23 protein-coding genes are annotated in these 17,477 nt (G+C 71.9%); 5 read left to right on the top strand and 18 right to left on the bottom strand.

The window, feature by feature from the left end; all coding sequences use genetic code 11:
• The 4 genes from IGS69_RS29000 to IGS69_RS28985 all read right to left on the bottom strand — a co-directional run bounded on the left by IGS69_RS29000 (position 1) and on the right by IGS69_RS28985 (position 4,180).
• Positions 1-1,044 carry an MBL fold metallo-hydrolase gene (locus IGS69_RS29000; protein WP_190903426.1) on the bottom strand — a complete coding sequence of 348 codons (1,044 nt, stop codon included), beginning with the start codon at positions 1,042-1,044 and terminating at the stop codon, positions 1-3.
• Complete coding sequence (locus IGS69_RS28995) at positions 1,041-2,288, bottom strand: aminotransferase class I/II-fold pyridoxal phosphate-dependent enzyme (RefSeq protein WP_190903425.1); 1,248 nt, start codon at positions 2,286-2,288, stop codon at positions 1,041-1,043. The genes IGS69_RS29000 and IGS69_RS28995 overlap by 4 nt, the downstream gene beginning before the upstream one ends.
• Positions 2,289-2,497: 209 nt before the next feature.
• Entirely contained in the window at positions 2,498-3,259 is a 762-nt protein-coding gene (locus IGS69_RS28990; RefSeq protein WP_190903424.1) for a hypothetical protein, read from the bottom strand.
• Positions 3,260-3,385: 126 nt separating this feature from the next.
• Positions 3,386-4,180, bottom strand: coding sequence for an RNA polymerase sigma factor SigF (locus IGS69_RS28985; protein ID WP_190903423.1), 795 nt, complete (start codon positions 4,178-4,180; stop codon positions 3,386-3,388).
• A 237-nt stretch (positions 4,181-4,417) separates the two neighbouring features.
• Between IGS69_RS28985 and IGS69_RS28980 the strand changes: the two genes are divergently transcribed.
• The gene (locus IGS69_RS28980; RefSeq protein ID WP_190903422.1) at positions 4,418-6,211 is read left to right on the top strand and encodes a thiamine pyrophosphate-requiring protein; all 1,794 of its coding nucleotides are present in this window, start codon (positions 4,418-4,420) and stop codon (positions 6,209-6,211) included.
• Here IGS69_RS28980 and IGS69_RS28975 read toward each other — a convergent pair.
• Positions 6,165-6,350: a hypothetical protein gene (locus tag IGS69_RS28975; RefSeq protein ID WP_190903421.1), complete on the bottom strand. Its 186-nt coding sequence runs from the start codon at positions 6,348-6,350 to the stop codon at positions 6,165-6,167. The genes IGS69_RS28980 and IGS69_RS28975 overlap by 47 nt on opposite strands.
• A 159-nt stretch (positions 6,351-6,509) precedes the next feature.
• Between IGS69_RS28975 and IGS69_RS28970 the strand changes: the two genes are divergently transcribed.
• The 3 genes from IGS69_RS28970 (at position 6,510) to IGS69_RS28960 (ending at position 8,041) form a co-directional block, all read left to right on the top strand.
• Positions 6,510-6,911: a DUF2795 domain-containing protein gene (locus IGS69_RS28970; RefSeq protein WP_190903420.1), complete on the top strand. Its 402-nt coding sequence runs from the start codon at positions 6,510-6,512 to the stop codon at positions 6,909-6,911.
• A gap of 72 nt (positions 6,912-6,983) precedes the next feature.
• Positions 6,984-7,415, top strand: a complete 432-nt coding sequence (locus IGS69_RS28965; protein ID WP_190903419.1) for a CBS domain-containing protein — start codon at positions 6,984-6,986, stop codon at positions 7,413-7,415.
• 83 nt (positions 7,416-7,498) lie between these two features.
• Positions 7,499-8,041 carry a type 1 glutamine amidotransferase domain-containing protein gene (locus tag IGS69_RS28960; RefSeq protein WP_190903418.1) on the top strand — a complete coding sequence of 181 codons (543 nt, stop codon included), beginning with the start codon at positions 7,499-7,501 and terminating at the stop codon, positions 8,039-8,041.
• Between the two features lie 139 nt (positions 8,042-8,180).
• Here the strand turns inward: IGS69_RS28960 and IGS69_RS28955 are convergent, their stop codons facing one another.
• From IGS69_RS28955 to IGS69_RS28945, 3 genes are all read right to left on the bottom strand, one after another.
• Positions 8,181-8,468 (bottom strand): DUF6158 family protein, encoded by a 288-nt coding sequence (locus tag IGS69_RS28955; protein WP_190903417.1) that lies wholly within the window; start codon positions 8,466-8,468, stop codon positions 8,181-8,183.
• 353 nt (positions 8,469-8,821) lie between these two features.
• Positions 8,822-10,441: an ATP-binding cassette domain-containing protein gene (locus IGS69_RS28950; protein ID WP_190903416.1), complete on the bottom strand. Its 1,620-nt coding sequence runs from the start codon at positions 10,439-10,441 to the stop codon at positions 8,822-8,824.
• A gap of 63 nt (positions 10,442-10,504) precedes the next feature.
• On the bottom strand, positions 10,505-11,047 hold the full coding sequence (locus IGS69_RS28945) for an MOSC domain-containing protein (RefSeq protein WP_190903415.1): 543 nt from the start codon (positions 11,045-11,047) through the stop codon (positions 10,505-10,507).
• 200 nt (positions 11,048-11,247) lie between these two features.
• Here IGS69_RS28945 and IGS69_RS28940 point away from each other — a divergent pair, with 200 nt between their 5' ends.
• Complete coding sequence (locus tag IGS69_RS28940; protein WP_190904684.1) at positions 11,248-12,069, top strand: methyltransferase domain-containing protein; 822 nt, start codon at positions 11,248-11,250, stop codon at positions 12,067-12,069.
• Positions 12,070-12,142: 73 nt separating this feature from the next.
• Here IGS69_RS28940 and IGS69_RS28935 read toward each other — a convergent pair whose 3' ends face one another.
• From IGS69_RS28935 to IGS69_RS28890, 10 genes are read right to left on the bottom strand one after another with little or no spacing between them, the layout of a single operon-like run.
• Positions 12,143-12,406 (bottom strand): gas vesicle protein K, encoded by a 264-nt coding sequence (locus tag IGS69_RS28935; RefSeq protein WP_030843810.1) that lies wholly within the window; start codon positions 12,404-12,406, stop codon positions 12,143-12,145.
• Positions 12,407-12,444: 38 nt separating this feature from the next.
• A complete protein-coding gene (locus tag IGS69_RS28930) occupies positions 12,445-12,633 on the bottom strand; it encodes a gas vesicle protein (protein ID WP_190903414.1) in 189 nt (62 codons plus the stop codon).
• 16 nt (positions 12,634-12,649) lie between these two features.
• Entirely contained in the window at positions 12,650-13,405 is a 756-nt protein-coding gene (locus IGS69_RS28925) for a GvpL/GvpF family gas vesicle protein (RefSeq protein WP_190903413.1), read from the bottom strand.
• Positions 13,402-13,740: a gas vesicle protein gene (locus IGS69_RS28920; protein WP_053673813.1), complete on the bottom strand. Its 339-nt coding sequence runs from the start codon at positions 13,738-13,740 to the stop codon at positions 13,402-13,404. Before IGS69_RS28920 ends, IGS69_RS28925 begins: the two co-directional genes overlap by 4 nt.
• Positions 13,737-14,858 (bottom strand): SRPBCC family protein, encoded by a 1,122-nt coding sequence (locus tag IGS69_RS28915; RefSeq protein WP_190903412.1) that lies wholly within the window; start codon positions 14,856-14,858, stop codon positions 13,737-13,739. The genes IGS69_RS28920 and IGS69_RS28915 overlap by 4 nt, the downstream gene beginning before the upstream one ends.
• The gene (locus IGS69_RS28910; RefSeq protein WP_190903411.1) at positions 14,855-15,508 is read right to left on the bottom strand and encodes a DNA primase; all 654 of its coding nucleotides are present in this window, start codon (positions 15,506-15,508) and stop codon (positions 14,855-14,857) included. Before IGS69_RS28910 ends, IGS69_RS28915 begins: the two co-directional genes overlap by 4 nt.
• A complete protein-coding gene (locus IGS69_RS28905) occupies positions 15,505-15,768 on the bottom strand; it encodes a gas vesicle protein GvpG (RefSeq protein WP_190903410.1) in 264 nt (87 codons plus the stop codon). The genes IGS69_RS28910 and IGS69_RS28905 overlap by 4 nt, the downstream gene beginning before the upstream one ends.
• A gap of 4 nt (positions 15,769-15,772) precedes the next feature.
• Entirely contained in the window at positions 15,773-16,546 is a 774-nt protein-coding gene (locus IGS69_RS28900) for a GvpL/GvpF family gas vesicle protein (RefSeq protein WP_190903409.1), read from the bottom strand.
• Positions 16,543-16,977 carry a gas vesicle structural protein GvpA gene (locus IGS69_RS28895; protein ID WP_190903408.1) on the bottom strand — a complete coding sequence of 145 codons (435 nt, stop codon included), beginning with the start codon at positions 16,975-16,977 and terminating at the stop codon, positions 16,543-16,545. Before IGS69_RS28895 ends, IGS69_RS28900 begins: the two co-directional genes overlap by 4 nt.
• Before the next feature lie 46 nt (positions 16,978-17,023).
• The gene (locus IGS69_RS28890; protein WP_190903407.1) at positions 17,024-17,395 is read right to left on the bottom strand and encodes a gas vesicle protein GvpO; all 372 of its coding nucleotides are present in this window, start codon (positions 17,393-17,395) and stop codon (positions 17,024-17,026) included.
• Between the last annotated feature and the right edge of the window lie 82 nt (positions 17,396-17,477).

Genomic DNA, 17,477 nt, shown 5'->3' with positions numbered 1-17,477 from the left:
TCAGTCGCCGGACAGCACCCGGGAGGCGCCCACCGGCATGTCCCAGAGGTCCTCGCGGGGCAGCCCCGCCTTCTCCCAGGCCGCCCGCACCCGCGTCAGGGGCTCCATGACCGGTTCCGCCGACAGCACGAACGTGGCCCAGTGCATGGGGGCCATCCGGCGCGCGCCCAGGTCCTGAGCCGCGCGGACCGCCTCCTCCGGGTCGCAGTGGACGTCACGGAGCCACCAGCGCGGATCGTAGGCGCCGATGGGGAGCAGGGCCAGGTCGATGCCGGGGTAGCGGCGGCCGATGCGGGAGAACCAGTGGCCGTAGCCGGTGTCGCCGGCGAAGTAGACGCGCCCGCCGTCTTGGTCGGTGAGGACCCAGCCGCCCCAGAGGCTGTGGCAGGTGTCGGTGAGGCTGCGCTTGGACCAGTGGTGGGAGGGGACGAAGTCGAAGCGGACGCCGTCCAGTTCGGCCGCCTCCCACCAGTCGAGCTCGGTCACGCGCGTGAAGCGGCGGCGGTGGAACCAGCGGGCGAGTCCGGCCGGCACGAACACCGGGGTGTCGCGCGGGAGCCGGCGCAGCGTGGGGGCGTCCAGGTGGTCGTAGTGGTTGTGGCTGATGACGACGGCGTCGACGCGGGGCAGGTCCTCCCAGGGGACGCCCACGGGCGTGATCCGGGCCGGGGTGCCGAGGATGCGGCGGGACCACACCGGGTCGGTGAGGACGGTCAGTCCGCCGATGCGCAGCACCCAACTGGCGTGCCCCGCCCAGGTGACGGCGACGGTGCGGGCGTCGACGCGGGGCAGCGGGGCGGGGGCGTAGGGCAGCCGGGGGATGTCGGCGAGGCCCTGCGGGCCCGGTCTCACCGCGCCCTCCCGGGCGAAGCGGGCCATGGCCTTCAGGCCCGGGAGCGGCGCGGTCAGCCGGTCGTGGAAGGTGCGCGGCCACACCCGCCGCTCGGCCAGCGGCCGGGGTTCGGCCAGGGGCGGGTACGGGAGCCCCGGCTCGTGGGCTTGCCGGGTGGTCGTGCCGGCGGTCGACTCGGACTGCTGCGTCATCGAGGAGGCTCCCATCGCTGAGCTTCGTCGCGGAGATCGTCGAAGACCGACTTCAGCCGGCTCAACGCGCGGTGCACCTGCGGCAGTTCCAACGGTGTGGGTGAGGTGAGGCATTCCGCGCGTTCCGCGTCGGAACCGGTTACCAGTGCGCCGGTGGAGAGCCTCACGCGCGGGGCTTCGAGGTCGTCGCCGAAGCGGTGCCCGCCCGGGGAGGGCATACCGAGGCGGGCACCGAGGAAGTCCTCCAGTTCCTGTGCGTCGCCGACGCCGTGCGCGGTCAGCGCGGGGCGCAGCGGGGCCAGGTCCACGTACAGGTGGCGGCCGCAGCGCGGGGGCCGGGCGAGGGCTCCCGCGGCGACGACGGCCGCGTGCGCCTCGGCGGCCAGGAGCGCGTGCAGGCGCACGGTGGCCGCCACGCGCGCGGTGACCGCTTCGGGCTCCCCCAGGGCGTACCCGGCCGCCGCGGCGACCGGCGCGGCGACCCGGGCGTCGAGGGCGGTGAGGATGTCGAGCACGCGCGCGTGGAGGCCCTCGCCGTCCGCACCGGCCGGAAAGCGGGCCACGGCGGCCGGCCAACCGGGCGGGAGCAGGGCACCGGCCAGGTCGGTGACGACGGTGACCCGGTCGGGCACCATCTCGGCGGGGCTGAGGAGCACGGTGTCGTGCGGGTCGTGCAGGGTGTCGCGCCAGGTCTCGTCGCTGACGAGGTGCAGGCCCTCCCCCTGGGCGGCCTCGACGGTCTCGTGCAGCAGTTCGGGAGGGGCGACGGTCGCGGTGGGGTCGTCGGCGACGGACAGCACGAGCAGCCGCGGGTCACCGCCCTCGGCGCGGACCCGCCGCACGGTCTCCAGCAGGGCGTACGGGTCCGGAACACCGCCGCTCTCCGGCGGGGTCGGCACATGGAAGACGGGGCGCCCCAGCAGGCGGGCGTACGGCGCCCACCAGGCGGCGCAGGGTCTCGGCACGAGGACGTCGCCGCCGAGGGCGGCGGTGAGCGCGAGCAGCAGGGCGGGCGAGCCGGGGGCGGCGGCCACCCGGTCGGGATCGCAGTGCAGTCCGCGCCGGTCCCAGTGGCCGCAGGCCGCTTCGCGCAGGGCCCGGCCGCCGCCGACGGGCCCGTGGGCGCCCCGGGACGCGGCGGCGGCGAGTACCGCGGACAGCTCCGGCAGGACGGGCAGCCCGTCCTCGGGGAACGGCGGCCCGAACCGGACGGGGCCGTGACCTTCGGGGGCCGTCCGCCGCATCCGTACCTCCGCAGTGCCAGTGCCTGGTGCCGCCGTGTGGTGTGCCCTTCGGCTCGTGCGCCGTACGGTGCGGCTCGTGCCCTCGGGCACTGAGTACCCAGGGTGCCGCCGCCCCATGAGCGCCCGGCCGGGTTGTGACGGTCACAGCATGAGCGGGCCGCGCCGGGGGAAGCCGGGCCCTTCCGGGGCGGTGGAACGGGCCCGGGGGGTCAGCGGTGGGGGTCGCTCTCCCGGTGGCGCAGCCGGTGCGCGGCGGCACCGAACGCGCCCGCGATCAGCACCCCGCCCGCGACCAGGGCGGGCACGGAGTCGGTGAAGGCACCGCCGTCACCGGCCCGCACCCCGCGCCGGACCGGCGCCTCGCCGCACTCGGTGGGGTGCGCCCCGGGGGCTTTCGGCATCCAGTGGTGCGAGGGCTCGGGGCAGGGCTTGTGGGTGGGGTGCGTGGGGTCGTACGGGGGCTCGTGCGCGGGGTCGTAGGGGGGCTCGAGGGTGGGGTCGTACGGGGGCTCGTGGGTGGGTTTGTGCGACGGCTTGTGGGGACCGGAGCCGTGGGCGACGGTGAACGTCGCGCTCCAGGTCGCGCCCTCGCCGCCGGGAGCGGCCGGGCAGGTGCCCTCGACGCTCCAGGCCGAGTCCTCCCCCGGGGCGTCCGGGTCGCCCTCGAAGTTCTCCGCGGAGGCGATGCGGGCCGTGCCGCGGTAGGCGGGGCCGGACACCTCGTCGTCGTTACCGGTGACCTTCTGCAGCGGCACCGTGCCCTCGTCGAAGGCCTGCGAGGTGGCGTCGATGCTGTCGGGCGGGGGCCCTCCGGTCGGATCGCAGCTGACCGAGACGGTGAGCGTGCCGCCGGGCTGGACAGTGGCGGGACTGACCTCGGCGGCCGGTTCGGCGAACACCGCCGGCGCGAAGCCCACCAGGGCTGAGCCGGCCAGGACGGCGACGGACAGGGCGTGCAGGCTGCGGCGCATCGAGGGGACTCCTTCGGTAGTCATACCCCTCTGCCATGACAGCCCGCCGCCGTGGGCCCCGCGCGGGACCGGGCCCCATTAGCGGGACGGCGCCCTCCAACCGGGTGAACGTCCCGGGGCCGTGCGTCAGGCCGCGTCCCGCATGACCTGCTCCCGCACCCGCCCGCAGCACCGGCTGATCAGCCGGGACACGTGCATCTGCGAGATCCCCAGCTCCTCGGCGATCCGGCTCTGGGTCATGTCCCCGAAGAACCGCATGTACAGGATCGCCCGCTCGCGCTCGGGCAGTGCCGCCAGCCGGGCCTTCACGGACTCGCGGTCGACGACGGTGTCCAGCGCCGGGTCGTAGGAGCCCAGCGCGTCGCTCAGGGAGTAGCCGTCCTCGCTGCCGGGCAGTTCCGCGTCCAGGGACAGCGCCGTGAAGCTCTCCAGTGCCTCCTGGCCGGCCTGGACGTCCTCCTCGCTCAGGTTCGTGTGCGCGGCGATCTCGGCCACGGTGGGCCGGCGGCCGGAGATGGTCTGGGACAGGTCCTGGCCGGCCGAGCGCACGCGGTTGCGCAGGTCCTGGACGCGGCGGGGTACATGCAGCGTCCACATGTGGTCGCGGAAGTGCCGCTTGATCTCGCCGGTGATGGTCGGTACGGCGTAGCTCTCGAAGGCGTTGCCACGCTCGGGGTCGTAGCGGTCGACGGCCTTGACCAGGCCGAGGGCCGCGACCTGACGCAGGTCCTCGAAGTTCTCGCCGCGGCTGCGGAAGCGTCCGGCGAGGCGGTCCGCCATGGGTAGCCAGGCCTCGACGATCCCGTCGCGGAGGGCGTCGCGCTCCGGGCCGGCGGGCATGGAGGCGATCTTGCGGAAGGCCTCGGCGGTGTCGGGGGCGTCGTCGTGGGGGTGCTTCTTCGTGCTGGATCGAGTCGGCATGATACGTCGCAATTCCCTTGAACGTGCTCTGGGTTGGACGGTCACCGTGGGAGCGCGATCACTGTCGACAGGGGCGCCGGTGCGGCACGCTCGCCGCTCCCACGGACGTGCCTCCTGTCCGAAGCACTCATGGGCGCCTGCCCCCGGCCCCCACCCGCAAACCCGGACAGGTTTTCCGCCGTCGCGCAGGGTGACTCGTACCGCCGGCTCTGTCCCCCTACGTCCGGGAGGTCGTACATGAGCACCAAAGTCGCCGACCATGTCCTGCGGAGGCTGCGCGAGTGGGGAGTGGAGCAGGTCTTCGGCTATCCGGGCGACGGCATCAACGGTCTGCTCGCCGCGTGGGGCAGGGCGGAGAACGAGCCGCGTTTCGTGCAGTCGCGGCACGAGGAGATGTCCGCGCTCCAGGCGGTCGGCTACGCCAAGTTCAGCGGCCGGCTCGGGGTGTGCGCCGCGACGTCGGGCCCGGGGGCGATCCATCTGCTGAACGGCCTGTACGACGCCAAGCTGGACCATGTGCCGGTGCTGGCGATCGTCGGCCAGACGCACCGCACCGCGATGGGCGGCTCCTACCAGCAGGAAGTCGATCTGCACACGCTGTTCAAGGACGTCGCCTCCGACTTCGTGGAGACGGTGACGGTGCCGGAGCAGCTGCCGAACGTGCTGGACCGGGCGATCCGCACGGCGTACGCGCGCCGCTGCCCGACCGCGGTCATCATCCCCGGCGACGTCCAGGAGCTCGACTACGCGCCGCCGACGCACGAGTTCAAGATGGTGCCCTCCAGCCTGGACCGCAGCGCGTGGACCACGGTGCCGTCGGACGACTCGCTGCGGCGGGCCGCGGAGATCCTCAACTCCGGTGACAAGGTGGCGATCCTGGTCGGCCAGGGCGCGGCCGGCGCGCGGGCCGAGGTGGAGGAGATGGCCGAGCTGCTCGGCGCGGGCGTCGCCAAGGCGCTGCTCGGCAAGGACGTCCTCAGCGATGAACTGCCGTACGTCACCGGCTCGATCGGCCTGCTGGGCACCCGCCCGTCGTACGAGCTGATGCGGGACTGCGACACGCTGCTGACCATCGGGTCGTCGTTCCCGTACAGCCAGTTCCTGCCGGAGTACGGCTCGGCGCGGGGCGTGCAGATCGACATCGATCCGCACATGGTCGGGATGCGCTACCCGTACGAGGTGAACCTGGTCGGTGACGCGAAGGCCACGCTGGAGCGGCTGCTCCCGCTGATCGAGGAGGGGCGCGGGCGGGAGTGGTACGACACGGTCTGCGACAACGTGACGCGCTGGCGTGAGGTCATGGAGCGCCGGGCCGGGCTGGACGCCGACCCGATCAACCCGGAGTACGTCGCCCGCGCGCTGAACCCACTGCTGCAGGACGACGCGATCGTCACGTCCGACTCGGGCTCCACGGCCAACTGGTACGCCCGGCACGTGACGATGAAGCCGGGGATGCGCGGCTCGCTCTCCGGCACGCTGGCGACGATGGGCTGCGCGGTGCCGTATGTGATCGGCGCGAAGTTCGCTCATCCGGACCGGCCGGCGATCGCGCTGGTCGGGGACGGCGCGATGCAGATGAACGGGATGGCGGAGCTGATCACGGCGGCCAAGTACCGGCACGCGTGGGAGGACCCGCGGCTGGTGATCGCGGTGTTCGACAACCACGATCTGAATCAGGTCACCTGGGAGATGCGGGCCATGGGTGGCGCGCCGTCGTTCCTGCCCTCGCAGGAGCTTCCGGACGTGCGGTACGCCGCGTTCGCCCGGTCCCTGGGGCTGACCGGCATCCGGGTGGAGAAGCCGGAGGACGTGGAGGCGGCCTGGCGGGCCGCGCTGGAGGTGGACGGTCCCGCGGTGCTGGACTTCCTGACCGATCCGGCTGTTCCGCCGATCCCGCCGCACGCCACCTGGGACCAGCTGGAGGCGACCGCCGCGTCGGTCCTGAAGGGCGACGCGGACCGGGGGGCAATGGTCAAGCGGGGCTTCAAGGCGAAGGTGCAGGAGTTCCTGCCGGGGCGGGAGAAGAAGTAGCCGCCGCGGCCGCGGGGGGCACGCCGGCCGGTTCGCGCCGGTCGGCGTCCTCCTGGGGCAGCAGCAACTCCTCGTACCGGCCCAGCACCAGCACCACTCCGAGCATGAGCAGCGGGATGAGCACAGCGAGCATCGCCATGGCGTGTCCTTCCCCAGAGAGATGTGGGGGGTGTGATCCGGGTCTCCCGCAGGACATGGCGCAAACCAGTGCGGGCGGCGGCGATCGGGCCGGCGGAACCTGTGTCGCCCTCCGGTGTGCGGGTACGCGGTGCGGGCCCCCGAACCTCTGGAGGGAGACATGCAGCGAGGCAGCGACCGGCTGAGCGTCCACCGGGACGACGAGATGAAGCACGAACTGCAGGGCCTGCTCAGGTCAGGCCACCCCACGCGCAGTGAGGAGTGGCACGACCCGGAGCCGGCCGCCGAGGACGACCCCGAGGTCGCCCACGGGCCGGTGACGCCGAGCCGTGCGCCGACGTCCCTGGAGTCGGTGCGGCTGGAGCTGGCCCGGATCCTGGGTCGCAGGGCGTTCCCCGCGAACGCGCGCGAGCTGGCCCGCGAGCTGCGCGATCACCAGGCGCCCGACGCCCTGGTCGAGGCCGTGGAGGACCTGCCGCCCCAGGAGCGCTACGGCAATGTCCAGGAACTGGCCCAGGCCCTGATCCGGGCCCGTGAGACCGGGCCGGAGGAGTACGCGTAGGGACCGTGGCGGGGCGTCGCGGGCCGGCCGCGCCGCCCCCGCCGGCCCGGGAACGGAGGGAAGGCGCCAGTGATGGCCGAGTACGTCAAGGACGTGATGACAGCGGGTGTGGTCGCCGTGCGCCCGGACGCTTCGCTCGTCGAGGCGGCCCTGGCGATGCGCACGCAGAACATCGGCGACGTGGTGGTGGCCGAGGGGCAGGATGTGATCGGCGTGCTCACCGACCGTGACATCGTCGTACGGGCCGTGGCCGACGGCGTCGACCCGATGACGGTCAGCGCGCGGACGGCGTGCACCCGCAATCCCGTGACGGTGACGCCCGACGACCGGGTGGCGACCGCGGTGACCCTGATGCGCGAGCACGCGGTGCGCCGGCTGCCGGTGGTGGAGAACGGGCTGCCGGTGGGCATCGTGAGCCTCGGCGACGTTGCCGAGGCCGAGGACCCCGCGTCCCCGCTCGCCGACATCAGCCGCGCCGAGCCCGACGCCCGGGGTGATGCATGAGCGCGGACCGAACGGGGCGGCCCGGCGTGTGGCGCCGGGGGCCGCAAGAACGACAAGCGCAACAGGAAAGGACGTCGAACATCATGCGTATCGCGTTTCTGGTCGCGCCCGAGGGCGTCGAACAAGTCGAGCTGACCGATCCGTGGCAGGCCGCGAAGGACGCCGGTCACGAGCCGGTCCTGGTGTCGACGCGAGCGGGCGAGATCCAGGCCTTCAACCACCTGGACAAGGCGGACAGGTTCCCCGTGGACGAGGTCGTGGGCGACACCTCGCCCGACGCGTTCGACGCCCTCGTACTGCCGGGCGGTGTCGCCAACCCGGACTTCCTGCGGATGGACGACAAGGCCGTCGCGTTCGTCCGTGACTTCTTCGAGCACGGCCGGCCCGTGGCGGCGATCTGCCACGCGCCGTGGACGCTGGTCGAGGCGGACGTCGTACGCGGCCGGGAGCTCACGTCCTGGCCGAGCCTGCGGACGGACATCCGCAACGCCGGCGGCACCTGGGTCGACCAGCAGGTCCAGGTCTGCGACCACGGGGCGAACAAGCTGGTCACCAGCCGCAAGCCGGACGATCTGAAGGCGTTCTGCGAGACGTTCCTCGACGTCTTCGCGAAGGAGGCCGCGTGAGGGTCCTCGCGCGTCAGACCGCCTGAAGGCATCCCCCGCCGACCGCGAGCAGCGTCGGCGGGGCATCAGGGCGCGCCGGTTCCGTGCCGGACGGGCATCCGGGCGCGCCGGTTCCGTGCCGGACGCGCCCACCCGGGGCTCAGGTGCCGGGGGCCGTGGGAGTCGCCGACTCCCCGCTCCCCCGCTCCCGGGCCCCTTCACGTGTGCGGCCCGCGGCCACGAGGCGGCTCGGATTGCGGCGCAGGTACTCGCCCTCGAGCTGCGCCATGCGCTCGTTGTGGGCGCGCAGCGCGTCGTTCGAGCCGTAGAGCAGCGTGTCGTGGCGCGTGCGGTGGATGTTCTCCAGCTCTTTCATGAGCTGCTGGTCGTCCAGCCGGTCAGGGTCCACTCCGGTCATCGTGTCGCCCCGCTCGTCGTGTTCGTCCATGCGGTCCGGGTACCCCCCGCCGGAGCACTTGAGCACTGCCCCCGAGCGGCATCCGGCAGGAACCATGGATCTCGCTTTTCTGCACCCACTGTACGAACGCCCCGGGCGTTGGGCCTCCGTGTACGTCGACACCTGACCAGGGCGGCGGCTGGGCCGGACGGCGCGGCTCTCGCCGTCCGGGGTGGAGGCGGCACGGAACCGCTCCAGCTCCGCCGCGGCCCGCCGCTCCACCTGCTCGTCCCGGTTTCCCGGGAGGAGGTGCCGGTGGGGGGGGGCCTCGGGGCGCTGCCGCTCTGGAAGTGAGCGGGGAGTCGCTCTGCGCCCGGCCGCCGTTCGGGTGCTTCCCGTAGTGCCTAGCGGGCCCGTTCCACCCGTCGTTCGTCCCAGACCGGGTCCGGGGTCTCCCGGACCCGGCCGTCGCTGCCGAAGACCAGGAAGCGGTCGAAGGAGCGGGCGAACCAGCGGTCGTGGGTGACCGCGAGGACCGTGCCGTCGAAGGCCTCCAGGCCCTCCTGGAGGGCCTCGGCGGACTCCAGGTCGAGGTTGTCGGTCGGCTCGTCCAGCAGCAGCGCCGTCACGCCCTGGAGCTCCAGCAGGAGGATCTGGAAGCGGGCCTGCTGGCCGCCGGAGAGCCGCTCGAACGTCTGCTCCGCCTGCTGGGTCAGCTCGTAGCGGCGCAGGCGGGACATCGCGGCGCCGCGGTCCTGCGCGTGCTCATTCCACAGGATGTCGAGGAGCGTGCGGCCCTCCAGCTCCGGGTGGGCGTGCGTCTGCGCGAAGTGGCCGGGCACGACCCGCGCGCCCAGCTTCCAGTCCCCCGTGTGCGCCACGTCGTCGCCGGCGAGCAGGCGCAGGAAGTGGGACTTGCCGGAGCCGTTGGAGCCGAGGACGGCGACGCGCTCACCGTAGAAGACCTCCAGGTCGAAGGGCTTCATCAGACCGGTGAGCTCCAGGCTCGCGCAGGTGACGGCCCGGACGCCGGTGCGGCCGCCCTTGATCCGCATCCTGATGTCCTGCTCGCGCGGCGGCTCCGGGGGCGGTCCGGCCTCCTCGAACTTGCGCAGACGCGTCTGCGCGGCCGCGTAGCGGGAGGCCATCTCATGGCTGACCGCGGCGGCCTGACGCAGCGTCAGTACCAGCTTCTTCAGCTGGGCGTGCTTCTCGTCCCAGCGCCTGCGCAGCTCCTCGAAGCGCGCGAAGCGCTCCCGCCGGGCGTCGTGGAAGGTGGCGAAGCCGCCGCCGTGCACCCAGGCGTCGGCACCCGCGGGCCCCGGCTCCAGAGAGATGATCTTCTCGGCGGCGCGGGCGAGGAGTTCGCGGTCGTGGGAGACGAACAGGACGGTCTTGCGGGTCTCCTTCAGCCGTTCCTCCAGCCACCGCTTGCCGGGAACGTCGAGGTAGTTGTCGGGCTCGTCGAGGAGCAGCACCTCGTCGGTGCCGCGCAGCAGCGCCTCCAGGACGAGCCGCTTCTGCTCGCCGCCGGAGAGGGTGCGGACCTCCCGGAACTGCGCCTTGTCGTACGGCACCCCGAGCGCGGCCGTCGTGCACATGTCCCACAGCGTCTCGGCCTCGTACCCGCGGGCCTCGGCCCAGTCGGCGAGGGCCTGCGCGTAGCTCAGCTGGGCGGCCTCGTCGTCGACGGTCATGATGGCGTGTTCGGCCTCGTCGACGGCCTTCGCGGCCTCGCGGATGCGCGGCGTCGCGACGGACACGAGCAGGTCCCGCACGGTCGTCTCGTCGCGTACGGATCCCACGAACTGCCGCATGACCCCGAGCCCGCCGCCGACGACCACGGACCCGCCGTGCGGCTTGAGCTCACCGGCGAGCATCCGCAGCAGGGTGGTCTTCCCGGCGCCGTTGGGCCCCACGAGGGCCACCACGGCCCCCTCCCCCACCCGGAACGAGACATCGCCCAGCAGCGCCCTTCCGTCGGGCAGGTAGTACTCCAGGTGCGCGGCTTCGAGGTGTCCCATGGGCGCGATTCTGCGGGGGCGCGGGGGTCCGCGGCAAACCGGTTTCGGGTCCGCGGGTGCCGATCAGACCCGTTCCAGCGGCCGGTGCGGCTCGCTGGGAAGCTCCGCCCGGATCGTGTCGCCGGGGCGGACCACACCCCCCTCGCGCACCACGCTCATGATCCCGGCCTTGCGCACGATGTTCCCGGCCTCGTCACGTCCGACGACCTGCTTCAGCAGCCCGTCCCGGAAGAGGTCGATCTGCAGGCAGGGGTTGCGCAGCCCGGTGACCTCCAGGACCGCGCTGTCGCCGATGCGCAGCAGCGTGCCGGTCGGCAGGGCGAGCAGGTCGATGTCCCGGGTGGTGATGTTCTCACCGAGGTCGCCGGGCGCCACCTCGAAGCCGTCCTCGCGGACCTCGGCGAAGAGCTCCTCGTGGATGAGGTGGACCTGGCGCAGGTTCGGCTGGGTGGGGTCCTGCGCGATGCGCGAGCGGTGCTTGACCGTCACCCCGGCGTGCACGTCCCCCTCGACCCCGAGCCCGGCGAGCAGCGTGATGCTGTCGCGGTTCGGCTTGGTGAACGAGTACTCGCCGTTGCTGCTGACAGCCGTCACATGCGCGTTCATCTCTCGGTTCCCCCCGGTGCGGTGATGATGATCAGTCCCGAGCCTGCCCCGGGGACGACGGTGTGTCCACCCCTCCCTACCGATCAGCCGTTGCTCACTGACGGGCCGTCAGTCCACATGGCAGGATTCCGGTCTCACCATGCGGAGATTCTGCGTACGGTGATCCCATGCCGACCCGACCGGAAGGGGTGGGATCCGCCATGCCGGAACCCCGGGAGACCGCCGTCTACACCCACGGGCACCACGAGTCCGTGCTGCGCTCGCACACCTGGCGCACCGCCGCCAACTCCGCCGCATACCTGCTGCCCTCGCTCAAGCCCCACATGAGGATCCTGGACATCGGCTGCGGGCCCGGCACGATCACCGCCGACCTGGCCGAACTCGTGCCCGACGGGCGGGTCACCGGCGTCGACCGGGCGCCGGGGATCCTGGAGCAGGCGCGGGCCGCGGCGGCCGGACGGGGCCTGGCCAACACCGACTTCGCGGTCGCCGACGTGCACGCCCTGGACTACCCGGACGACACGTTCTGCGTGGTCCACGCCCACCAGGTGCTGCAGCACGTGGGCGACCCGGTGCGGGCGCTGCGCGAGATGAAGCGCGTCGTCAGGCCGGGCGGTCTCATCGCCGTACGGGACGCCGACTACGAGGCCATGACCTGGTATCCGGCGTCCGAGGGGCTCGACTCCTGGCTGGACCTCTACCGCCGGGTGGCCCGGGCCAACGGCGGCGAGCCGGACGCCGGGCGACGACTGAAGGCCTGGGCGCTGCGGGCCGGCCTCACGGACATCACGGCGACCTCCGGCACCTGGACCTTCGGCACACCGCAGGAGCGGGCCTGGTGGAGCGGGCTGTGGGCCGACCGCACCCTGGCGTCCGCCTACGCGGACCGGGCCGTCGAGGGCGGGCACGCCGACGAGGCGGAGCTGCGGGATGTGGCCCGGGCCTGGCGGGAGTGGGGCACGCGGGACGAGGGGTGGTTCAGCGTGCTGCACGGGGAAATCCTCTGCCGCAAGGAAGCCTGAATCACCCGTAGGTGGTGAAAGTGCACGCGCCGCCCCGGGCCCGGGTCGGGGCCCGGGGCGAGGCGTGTGGCAGTCAGTCCCGCGGAAGCAGCGGTCCGAGCGGACCGAGGTCCAGGTTGAGGTCCTCGGGCCGCAGTCCGTAGCGGTCGCGCAGTTCCGTCATCCGCTCGTCGAGCAGCATGAGCGTGAGCCCGATCCGCTCCTCCTGCTCCTCGCTCAGGTCTCCCACGTCGAACCGGCGCAGCGCCTGGCGCTCCATGAGCTGGCGCAGCAGCTCCACCACCGTCAGCACGAGTTTGACCAGGTCGCGCTCGACCGTGTCGGGCTCCAGATCCATGTGGTTGCGGCGCGGCCGGGGATGGCCGTCGGGGGTGGTCACAGCAGCTCCTCGAACGGTGAGGGCACCTTTGCGTTCACCGAGCTGATGAGCGCGTTGAGGTCGATACGGACAAGGTCGACGTCGGCGATGCGCAGGGTGACGTCCCCCGTGATCACGACACCGCCGGCGAGCAGCCGGTCGAGCAGGTCGACGAGGGCGACCTCGCGGCGTTCCACTACGGTCACGGATTCTCCCGGCTGTTCATGTGGCCTCCCCGGCGAACGAATAGGCCGCCCAGGGGCCGGTGAGTTCGATGCGCATCCCGGGCACCTCGCCCTTCGTGCGGTCGACCAGTTCCACGAATTCCTCGGAATTCGCACGCGGAACGAGATAGGCGGCATTCAGTACGTTCCGCCCGGTCGCCTGGGAAAGCGCGGGGTTCTGCGGGGGATGCGTCCGGGAATCCTCGGCGAACGCGGAAAGCTCCTCGTGCAGCCGCGTCGCGAAAGCCTCGGCCTTCTGCCACATTTCCTCGTGGGACCTGGTCTGCATGCGCCGCTGCCGCAGGTAGTCCCGGCCCGACGCGGGCTTCTGCGCGGGCCCGGCGCTCTCCTGGGGTTCGGACTCGGCGTACACCTTCACACCCCATTCGACCCGGCCCTCCAGCCGGTCGAGGGTGCGCTGGAAGTCCTCCTCGCGGGCCTCCATCATCGTCCGCACGCCGCTGTCGTCGCGGAAGACGGTGCCGAGCCGCAGCGGCAGCGGTGTGGTGACGGTGGTGAGCGCGTCGATCACGCCCTGGTGGGCGCGGGCGGTCTCGGTGAGCCAGTCCAGGTCCTCCAGATGGGCCCGGAGCGGCTCCTCCGCGAAGTCCCGCTCCGGGACGTGACTCACCACGGCCACCAGGCCGTGGTGCGTCAGCGCCCTGGGCGGATCACCCGCCACACCCGTCAACTGGGCCTGGAGCGGGGTTCCGAAGGGGCGGCAGACGGCGTAGACGTACCGCAGTCCGGTCACGGGGCCTCCTTCTTCTCCGCGCGGCCGGGCTCCAGTTCCTCCAGCCGGGCCAGCCTCTCGCGCAACTCGGCGTTCTCACGGGTCAGTTCGTCCCGGCGGGCCCGCGAGCTCAGGGCCGGGTCGGTCTCCCACCAGTCGATGCCCATCTCCTTCGCCTTGTCGACCGAGGCGACGATCAACCGCAGTTTGATGGTGAGGAGTTCGATGTCGAGCAGATTGATCCGGATGTCGCCCGCGATCACGATGCCCTTGTCCAGCACCCGTTCAAGGATGTCGGCGAGGTTGGCACTGCTTCCCTGACCGTAGGGTTCGGGCATCCTGCTGGGCGTCGTCATCGCCGGCTCCCTGCCTCGACTTCCTCATCCTCGTCCTCGTACTCCTCGTCGTCCTCGTACTCGCCCTCGGGCTCTTCCTCCTCCTCGGGCTCCTCGTCCTCCTCGTCGTACTCGTCCTCGGCGTCGTCCTCGTACTCGCCCTCGGGCTCCTCGCCCTCCTCTTCCGGCTCCTCGTCCTCGTCGTACTCGTCCTCGGCCTCCTCACCCTCGGGGCGCTCCTCCTCGGACTCCTCGGACTCCTCCTCGGCGAGCGCGTCCTCGTGACTGCGGACGACCTCGCCGTCGCGGATCTCACCGCGCCAGCCGTCCTCCGCCTCGCCCTTGAAGGTGATGAAGCGGACGTAGTTCTTGAGGTCGAGCCGGACACGGCGGCCCTGGGCGCGCCAGATGTTGCCGGTCTTCTCGAAGAAACCGGAGGGGTAGTACTCGATGACCAGCAGGACGCGGGTCAATTGGTCGGTGATCCGGTGGAAGGAGACGACGCCCTTCGTGGTGCCCTTGGCGCCCTCGGAGGTCCAGGAGATGCGGTCGTCCGGGACCTGCTCGGTCGTCTTCCCCTTCCAGCTGCGGTTGGACCACCAGATCTTCCCCTGCCAGTCGGAGTGGGTGTCGTCGTCGCGGCTCGCGCTCTTGACACCCTTCGCGAAGGTGCTGAAGTCCTGGTACCTGGTCCACTGGTCGTACGCGGTGCGCAGCGGCACGCCGACGTCGATGTGCTCGATGATGACGGTGGGCTTGTTGCCGGAACGGCCCTTGCCCTTGCCTTTGCCCTTGCCGCCCAGGCCCTTGACGGCGCCCGTGACCTTCTCCTTGAGGTGCGAGCCGCCCAGCTCCAGTGCGGAGCGCAGCGGCCCCTTGCCCTCGGCGATCTTGCGACCGCCGTCGAGAGCGAGTTTGGCGAAGCCGGGGCTGTTGCCGTCGGCGATGTCGTTCAGCTTGCCGGTGGTCTCGCCGAGCTTGCGGCCGACGCCGGTCAGCAAGCGGGTGGCCTGGGCGGCGAGGTACTCCTGCAGCTCGGCCTTGAGCCGGTCCGCGGCCTCGCTGTTGGCCAGGTCGGTGAGCGGGTTCTTCGGCGCTCCGTTGGCGGCGGACTTCGCCGAGCCGAGGGTGTCGCTCATCCCTCACCGCCTCCCTTCGGCAGTCGGGACCGGGCGCCGCCGCCCCTGCTCCCGGACGTCGCCTTCTTGGCGGCCGCCGTCTTCTTCGCCGCCGTCTTCTTCGCCGGCGCCTTCTTGGCGGCGGCCTTCTTCGCGGGGGCCTTCTTGGCCGGAGCCTTCTTGGCCGCCTTCTTCGCGGACGGCCTCTGCGCCGGGGCCTTCTTCCCCTGCCCGGACTCCTCGTCCTCGGGCTCCTCGTCCTCGTGCGACGCGGAGTCCTCGGGCTCGTCCTCCTCGGGCTCCTCGTCCTCGTACTCGGCGTCCGCCTCGTCGTCCTCGCGGCCGCCGGGCACCGCGCCCGTCAGCTCATCGCGCATCTGGGCGGTGCGGCCGTGCAGCCGGTCGGACAGGGCGTCCAGCTGACGCTCGACCATGGCACCGGAGGCCGCCTGGCCCACGCCGCGCAGATCCTCGCGCAACTGGTCCCCGATCTCCTTGAACTGCGGGTTGTTCCGCAGCTGCTGCTGAAGCAGCTCCGCGACCATACGCGGACTCAGATTCAGCTTCTTCCCTGCGACCAGGCCGCCGACGGCCACCGCCATCTTCAGCTTTTTGGTACGTCCCAGGAGATAACCGGCCCCCACCGCGAGGCCCAGTCCCATTCGGTTCATGGTGTAGTCCCGTCGCCTGTTCCCGCGCTCCTGTGCGAAGCGATCTCCAGCCGGTCGAGGAGATCGTCCTCGAGGCGGTCGAATTCCTCCTCCGTGATCTCCCCGGCCTCCAGCTGCTCTTCCAGGCGACCCAGTTCGGCCCGTACCGTGGCGGGGTCGTAGTAGATCCGCTCGGCCTCCTGGAGTACCTGTCTGACGGCCCAGGCGCTGCCGCGTACCGGTGCGAACGGCAGCAGCAGCACCTCCGAGATCAGGCCCATGTCGTCACCCCGATCCGGTCTCCGTACCGCTCGCCACGGTGCCCGCGGGCTCGGCCGGGCCGGGCTCGACGAAGCTGTATGGCGGCAGCGGACCATTGACCCGCACCTCCAGGTGCGGCATGTCCTTGCGCAGCTGCTCGACCGCGGCCAGGAACGACTCGGCGGTCCCCCGGTCCACCAGGAACGACACGTTCGCCAGCCAGCCCGTGGACTCGGGGCCCACACTCACGTCGTCGGCGACCGGCTCCAGGGCACGCCGCACCGCCGCGCCGTCGTCGGCCTCCTTGGCCTTGACCGCGGCCGCGACCAGCTCGCCGAGCCGGATCTTGTCGTCGTAACTGCCGCCGCCCGCCTGCCGGTTGGCCTCCGCGAGCCCGCGGATGTCGGGGCTCTCGGCCATCACCTGGTGCAGCACGGCCTCTTCGACGTGATTGGCCTTGATGTTGTACTCGACCCGGTTGTCCAGGGCCCGCAGCCGCTCCTTGTAGTGCTCGGCCCGCTCGGCGAGCACCCCGGTGATGGAGTTGTCGTCCGGGGCGACGCTGCCGAAGCGCATGGGCAGCACACAGCCGGCCGCACCGGCCTCGCTGAGCACGTTCTGGTGGGCGAGCAGGTCCTTGCGCTTGGGCCGCAGCCCCTCGGGCGCCTCGCTGACGATGGCCGCCAGGTCACCCTCCCGCAGGATGCGCACCTCGCGGGGCGGGTCGCCGACGCCGCCCATGCCCTCGGGCAGGGAGGGGTGTGAACTCGCAGCGATGCCGTAGACGTAGGTGCTCACTCCTGCTCCTCCTTCCGGCGGGACGACGTGCTCTTGCGGGCGCGCGGACGGGACTCGCCCTGACGCTCGGAGCCGTCGTCACGCGCCTGCTTGAAGGCGTCGGATATGGTCTCGGCGGCTCCGGACAGCGCCCCCTTGGACTTGCCGCGGGCACCGGACTCGGTCATCTCTCCGACCAGGTCGGGCAGGCCCGGGTCCTTGCGCGGCCCGGCCTCCAGGTCGAGGCGGTTGCACGCCTCGGCGAAGCGCAGATAGGTGTCGACGCTGGCGACGACGACACGTACGTCGATCTTGAGGATCTCGATGCCGACCAGGGAGACTCGCACGAATGCGTCGATGACGAGCCCCCTGTCCAGGACGAGTTCGAGCACGTCGTAGAGACCGCTGCTGCCGCCTCCGCCGCCGGTCTGCTGTGCCGGTACGACAGTCATGCCGGATGTTCCTCCTCGTGTGTGGGTGCGGGTCCGGTCGGGCGGCCTAGCGGCCGCCGGGCCTGCGCGCGTCGGACCGCCCGCGTTCGTAGCGGCGGACGCGCCGGTAACCCGTGAGCTGCCCCTCTGCGTCGAGCTCCACCTGGTAGCTCGCCATCAGGCTCATCGTGTCGGGCACGCGCTCGAGTTCGAGGACCTCGACCTCCAGCGCCCAGCCCTCCTCCGTCTGCTCGAAGGACGACACGGACTCGGCTTCCATGCCGGTGAGCTCCGCGAGCTGGCCGCGTGCCTGACGCAGCACCTCCATCGGGCTCGGTCGCCCCCCGGCCGTCTGCTTGTCGTTCGTTTTGCTCGAGTTCCGGGAGTTCTGGGACTCCTGTGAATCCTGTGACTCCTGCGTGTTTTTTGTGTTCGACATGGCCACCTCCCCCTCCGTGTGGCCGTAAGAGTGTTCGCCAAACCTCTACGGGCGCATGCATCTGCCACCCACCGGGAGATCG

Source organism: Streptomyces tuirus (assembly GCF_014701095.1).
GTDB classification, from domain to species: Bacteria; Actinomycetota; Actinomycetes; order Streptomycetales; family Streptomycetaceae; genus Streptomyces; species Streptomyces tuirus.
The sequence above is the reverse complement of the archived record's forward strand: the minus strand, read 5'-3'. Positions and strand labels throughout refer to the sequence as shown.

Coding starts and splice junctions, on each gene's coding strand:
- IGS69_RS29000 (WP_190903426.1), bottom strand. CDS start 1,044: ATGACGCAGCAGTCCGAGTCGACCGCCGGCACGACCACCCGGCAAGCC.
- IGS69_RS28995 (WP_190903425.1), bottom strand. CDS start 2,288: ATGCGGCGGACGGCCCCCGAAGGTCACGGCCCCGTCCGGTTCGGGCCG.
- IGS69_RS28990 (WP_190903424.1), bottom strand. CDS start 3,259: ATGCGCCGCAGCCTGCACGCCCTGTCCGTCGCCGTCCTGGCCGGCTCA.
- IGS69_RS28985 (WP_190903423.1), bottom strand. CDS start 4,180: ATGCCGACTCGATCCAGCACGAAGAAGCACCCCCACGACGACGCCCCC.
- IGS69_RS28980 (WP_190903422.1), top strand. CDS start 4,418: ATGAGCACCAAAGTCGCCGACCATGTCCTGCGGAGGCTGCGCGAGTGG.
- IGS69_RS28975 (WP_190903421.1), bottom strand. CDS start 6,350: ATGGCGATGCTCGCTGTGCTCATCCCGCTGCTCATGCTCGGAGTGGTG.
- IGS69_RS28970 (WP_190903420.1), top strand. CDS start 6,510: ATGCAGCGAGGCAGCGACCGGCTGAGCGTCCACCGGGACGACGAGATG.
- IGS69_RS28965 (WP_190903419.1), top strand. CDS start 6,984: ATGGCCGAGTACGTCAAGGACGTGATGACAGCGGGTGTGGTCGCCGTG.
- IGS69_RS28960 (WP_190903418.1), top strand. CDS start 7,499: ATGCGTATCGCGTTTCTGGTCGCGCCCGAGGGCGTCGAACAAGTCGAG.
- IGS69_RS28955 (WP_190903417.1), bottom strand. CDS start 8,468: ATGGACGAACACGACGAGCGGGGCGACACGATGACCGGAGTGGACCCT.
- IGS69_RS28950 (WP_190903416.1), bottom strand. CDS start 10,441: ATGGGACACCTCGAAGCCGCGCACCTGGAGTACTACCTGCCCGACGGA.
- IGS69_RS28945 (WP_190903415.1), bottom strand. CDS start 11,047: ATGAACGCGCATGTGACGGCTGTCAGCAGCAACGGCGAGTACTCGTTC.
- IGS69_RS28940 (WP_190904684.1), top strand. CDS start 11,248: ATGCCGGAACCCCGGGAGACCGCCGTCTACACCCACGGGCACCACGAG.
- IGS69_RS28935 (WP_030843810.1), bottom strand. CDS start 12,406: ATGGATCTGGAGCCCGACACGGTCGAGCGCGACCTGGTCAAACTCGTG.
- IGS69_RS28920 (WP_053673813.1), bottom strand. CDS start 13,740: ATGACGACGCCCAGCAGGATGCCCGAACCCTACGGTCAGGGAAGCAGT.
- IGS69_RS28915 (WP_190903412.1), bottom strand. CDS start 14,858: ATGAGCGACACCCTCGGCTCGGCGAAGTCCGCCGCCAACGGAGCGCCG.
- IGS69_RS28910 (WP_190903411.1), bottom strand. CDS start 15,508: ATGAACCGAATGGGACTGGGCCTCGCGGTGGGGGCCGGTTATCTCCTG.
- IGS69_RS28905 (WP_190903410.1), bottom strand. CDS start 15,768: ATGGGCCTGATCTCGGAGGTGCTGCTGCTGCCGTTCGCACCGGTACGC.
- IGS69_RS28895 (WP_190903408.1), bottom strand. CDS start 16,977: ATGACTGTCGTACCGGCACAGCAGACCGGCGGCGGAGGCGGCAGCAGC.
- IGS69_RS28890 (WP_190903407.1), bottom strand. CDS start 17,395: ATGTCGAACACAAAAAACACGCAGGAGTCACAGGATTCACAGGAGTCC.